Genomic DNA, 3,379 nt, shown 5'->3' on the forward strand with positions numbered 1-3,379 from the left:
TGCGCTCCGGCTCCTGCGCGGTGAAGTCGCGCTCCAGCAGGTTTTTCACGCCTGCTGGACGGCTACTGGCGACTCTTCCAAAGCCACGTCTCTTACGGCGAGGCCAGCCTTGAATGCGCTCGGCCGCAATCAGGCGAGCAACGCGGTTCAGGCTGACGGTTTCCTCGTCGAGAAGATCCTCGTGCATCCGGGGCGCTCCGATCACACCACGGCTGTCCTCGTGAATCTCCCGAATGCGCCTCACCAGGCGCGCATTTTCTTGAGCCCGCAGGCTTGGTTCGCGATCCTGCCAGGCGTAATAGCCACTAGCAGAAACCTTCAGGCAACGGCACATCAGTCGTACCGGGTACTCGTTGCGACAGCGCTGGATCACCGTGTACCGCTCGATGACTCCTTGGCAAAGTACGCTGCCGCGTCTCTTAAAAAATCGCGTTCCTTGGTGACTCGGGCCAGCTCGCGTTTGAGGCGGGCAAGCTCCTCATCCCGCGGATTTCCCGTTCCTGGGAAGGCTTTCTCCATCCCCGGTTGTGCTTCCCGAACCCAGCGGTTTAGCAAGCTCGGGGCCACCCCAATCTCTTGGGCAATTTGGCGGCAACTGGTCTCTGAACGACGAGCCAGTTCAACGGCTTCCCGCTTGAATTCGGGACTGTATTTCTTGCGTTTCATGAACACTCCTTCTGCTCGATATGAGCTTACTCGAAAGTGTCCGTGTTAACGGGGTAGAACCCCACGTACTGCGGCACACCTTCGCCAGTCACTTCGTCATGCGGGGCGGAAACATCCTTACGCTGCAGAAAATCCTGGGGCATACGTCGCTGGCAATGACCATGCGTTATGCGCACCTGTCGCCTGATCACCTGCAGGACGCATTGAGGCTGAACCCACTGATTGATGACCCACTTTCAGCTCCTGGCATGCGGGAATCCATCAAGGAAGGCATGGCCGAACCTGTAGCCGATTGCGCTAAGGAGTTGGACTGGTGATTGAGCATACAAGGGCTTTCGACACTTTTTCGACACCTGCCGAAAGCCAAAAAGCAAAAAGCCCCGAAAACTTGTTAGCTTTCAGGGCTTTAGGTATTGCGAAAGTGGCGGTGAAGAAGAGATTCGAACTCTTGATACGGTTTCCCGTATACACACTTTCCAGGCGTGCTCCTTCAACCACTCGGACACTTCACCGGATCTCGACGCTCTGGCGTTTAGCCTGTCGAGGCGCGCTAATTTATTCGAAAGCACAGCCCTTGGCAAACACTTTTTTTAAAAAATTCATGCGCTTAAGGCTGATGCACTTCCTCAGGTTCATCAAGGCGCAAGCCCCGGGACTATCTGGCCGGACACAGAGAGTACATAGAGTGGCCATACGCTACCTCCAGTCATCCCGCAGAAGGCTCGAGCAGTCGTCATATTGCTGTCAGGCGTGGTTGTGACAGATCAGAGTATCTGACTCACCAGTCAGTCACGGTGCTTTACCCGAGGCATTCGGCTGAGTACCTTTTGGCCACTTCCGCCTTGCGGCACTAACAAGGAAACTACCATGAGCGACCTGATCAGCTACCTATTTAAGGATGGCATCGCCACCCTCACCCTGAGCAACGGCAAGGTAAATGCCATCTCCCCTGATGTGATTGCCGCTTTCAATAGCGCTCTGGATCGTGCGGAACAGGATCGCGCTATCGTCATTATCACCGGTCAGCCCGGTATTCTTTCCGGTGGCTACGATCTGAAAGTGATGACCTCCGGCCCTCAGAACGCAATCAACCTGGTGGCGGCTGGCTCCACGCTGGCGCGCCGCATGCTAGCCCATCCTTACCCGATCATCATCGCCTGCCCGGGACATGCTGTGGCTAAGGGGGCTTTTCTGCTGCTCTCGGCGGATTATCGTATCGGCGTAGAGGGGCCGTTCACTATCGGCCTGAACGAAGTTCAGATTGGCATGACCATGCATCACGTGGGAATTGAGCTGGCGCGTGATCGACTGCGCAAATCCGCGTTCAACCGCTCAGTGATCAATGGCGAGATGTTTGATCCGGCCGGGGCTGTCGAAGCCGGTTTCCTGGATAAGGTAGTACCAGCGCAAGAGCTGATGCCAACTGCACTGGCTGTAGCCCAACAGATGAAGAAGATCAATATGACAGCCCACCGCAATACCAAGCTAAAGGTACGCAATGGCCTCTTGGAAACCCTCGATGCAGCCATTGAGCGGGATCGCCAGCACCCTTTGTAAGCCCCACCATCATACCCTGCCACGCTCTCAGAACGGCAGGGTATTTCCATCTCAGCCGGAGTAATCCAGTGCAACCCAGTTGCGGCCCAACGCCTGAGCCAGTACGCAGCCCGGCGCATCCAATTGGTCATTGAAATGGATTGGCAACAGGGTGGTCTCGCCTTCCGCTGTTCCGTTTCTCTCCGTCAGCCACTGCAGCCTGCCGCAGTTCGGGGTCTCCACAACGTAGCTGGCAGCAACTCGCGAATGGTGGCCAGGCAGGCGCATGATGTCCAACACTCTGCCTGCTTCCTCAATGCGCCGACCATCGGCAATCACTACAGCCCATGCCTGTTCGCCCTCAATCACCAGATAGGCGCCACTGGGCTGTGGACGCTCGATCTGAGGCTGGGCGCAGCCTCCAAGCAAGATCAGCAGCATTGCCATGATTAGTCTCTGTTGCATTGCCGACACCTCTGTGCAGAACTCCCACGGGCGTTATTGACATCTGAGTAATGCCACTATCACTTAATACTGTTTGTATGTACAGTATTTTTTGATTGGACTATATCCGGGTACAAAGTCGAGTGCGCAGGAGCGAATCATGCTGGACGTACTGCAGCTGAAACAGCGGGTGAGCCGCATGCCGCTGGAGTGCGTGCGGGGGATGATCGACGAACTGATTCTTGAGGGAATAGTTACGGGGAACCGCACGCCCTTCAATCGCCAGCACTTCAATACTTGCTTCGCCGAGATCGAGGCGTTGCTGCAGCGTGCCGGCTATCATCGGCGGCTGGATGTGGTCAGTTATCAAGGCCTGGCTTATGCCCTGTTTGATCCGACGCGCTGGGATGCTGTTGAAGTGCTACGTTGGCTGCGTGACTTTGTTGAAGGGGGACATCCGGCATCCTGATAGCAGCATCGCTCGCCAGAGATACAAGAAGGAGCTCTCGCGAGGTTTAAGACGAGCATTTTTATGCAGTTTCATCCTGTGCTTTGGGGAGTGCTGCCAATGCTCTGGATGAGTCCCCTGGTTAGCGAGCACGGTTACGGCGATTTTCAAGGTAGTTGTCGCGTGAGCGTATCACGCTGCCTTTGATGTTTGCTGCAGTACCGCTTCCCGCTCCGGGTTCAGGCACACGATTGGTGCCAGCACCCAGTTCCTGATGTTGCCGCT

General features: G+C 56.0%; 3 protein-coding genes, 1 tRNA gene and 2 pseudogenes. 3 read left to right on the forward strand and 3 right to left on the reverse strand.

The window, feature by feature from the left end:
• Positions 1-666: pseudogene (locus tag NCCP436_RS17710) on the reverse strand (IS3 family transposase); the annotation flags it as partial.
• A 50-nt stretch (positions 667-716) separates the two neighbouring features.
• On the opposite strand from NCCP436_RS17710, the pseudogene NCCP436_RS17460 reads away from it, so the two are divergent.
• Positions 717-983 (forward strand): annotated as a pseudogene (locus NCCP436_RS17460) (tyrosine-type recombinase/integrase); the annotation flags it as partial.
• Positions 984-1,088: 105 nt separating this feature from the next.
• On the opposite strand, the gene NCCP436_RS17465 reads toward NCCP436_RS17460, so the two are convergent.
• Positions 1,089-1,178 (reverse strand) — tRNA-Ser (locus tag NCCP436_RS17465).
• Between the two features lie 355 nt (positions 1,179-1,533).
• Here NCCP436_RS17465 and NCCP436_RS17470 point away from each other — a divergent pair.
• Positions 1,534-2,223, forward strand: coding sequence for a crotonase/enoyl-CoA hydratase family protein (locus NCCP436_RS17470; protein ID WP_220805229.1), 690 nt, complete (start codon positions 1,534-1,536; stop codon positions 2,221-2,223).
• A 51-nt stretch (positions 2,224-2,274) separates the two neighbouring features.
• Here the strand turns inward: NCCP436_RS17470 and NCCP436_RS17475 are convergent, their stop codons facing one another.
• Positions 2,275-2,667 carry a hypothetical protein gene (locus tag NCCP436_RS17475; RefSeq protein ID WP_220805230.1) on the reverse strand — a complete coding sequence of 131 codons (393 nt, stop codon included), beginning with the start codon at positions 2,665-2,667 and terminating at the stop codon, positions 2,275-2,277.
• 139 nt (positions 2,668-2,806) lie between these two features.
• Between NCCP436_RS17475 and NCCP436_RS17480 the strand changes: the two genes are divergently transcribed.
• A complete protein-coding gene (locus tag NCCP436_RS17480; protein WP_220805231.1) occupies positions 2,807-3,115 on the forward strand; it encodes a transcriptional regulator in 309 nt (102 codons plus the stop codon).
• Positions 3,116-3,379 lie beyond the last annotated feature (264 nt).

The organism is Pseudomonas sp. NCCP-436 (assembly GCF_019656335.1).
Classification (GTDB): Bacteria; Pseudomonadota; Gammaproteobacteria; order Pseudomonadales; family Pseudomonadaceae; genus Aquipseudomonas.